Source organism: Clostridium sp. Marseille-P2415, from assembly GCF_900155545.1.
In the GTDB taxonomy this organism is placed as follows: domain Bacteria; phylum Bacillota; class Clostridia; order Lachnospirales; family Lachnospiraceae; genus Lacrimispora.
The window spans coordinates 1-334 of the sequence record NZ_LT732525.1 but is presented as its reverse complement, the minus strand read 5'-3'; the positions used below and the strand labels follow the sequence as shown (position 1 = coordinate 334).

The following is a 334-nucleotide window of genomic DNA, read 5'->3' as shown; positions in this document are numbered from 1 at the left end:
GTCTCAGGAAACCGCCATTCCGTTTTATAGGAAACCGCTGTTCCGGAACTGGAAACCGTAGCTATAGTTCCCTTATACTGTGTTTATGCGTCAATGACGTAAATACAGTATAAGGAGGTCACACTATGACCAAGTATCGTGAGATACTCAGACTTGCAAGTCTGAATCTCAGTCAGACAAACATTGCATTAAGTTGCAGTGTTTCAAAGAAAACTGTCAACAAGGTTCTCAAAGCAGCCAGAGAAAAACACCTTGAATGGCCGCTTTCAGAGAACCTGACTGACGACGTCTTGGCAAATCAGCTTTTTCCAGATACAAAGAAAACAGCTGATAC

1 pseudogene is annotated in these 334 nt (G+C 42.5%); it reads left to right on the top strand.

The window, feature by feature from the left end:
* Nucleotides 1–125 precede the first annotated feature (125 nt).
* A pseudogene (locus BQ9856_RS00085) lies at nucleotides 126–334 on the top strand (IS21 family transposase); the annotation flags it as partial.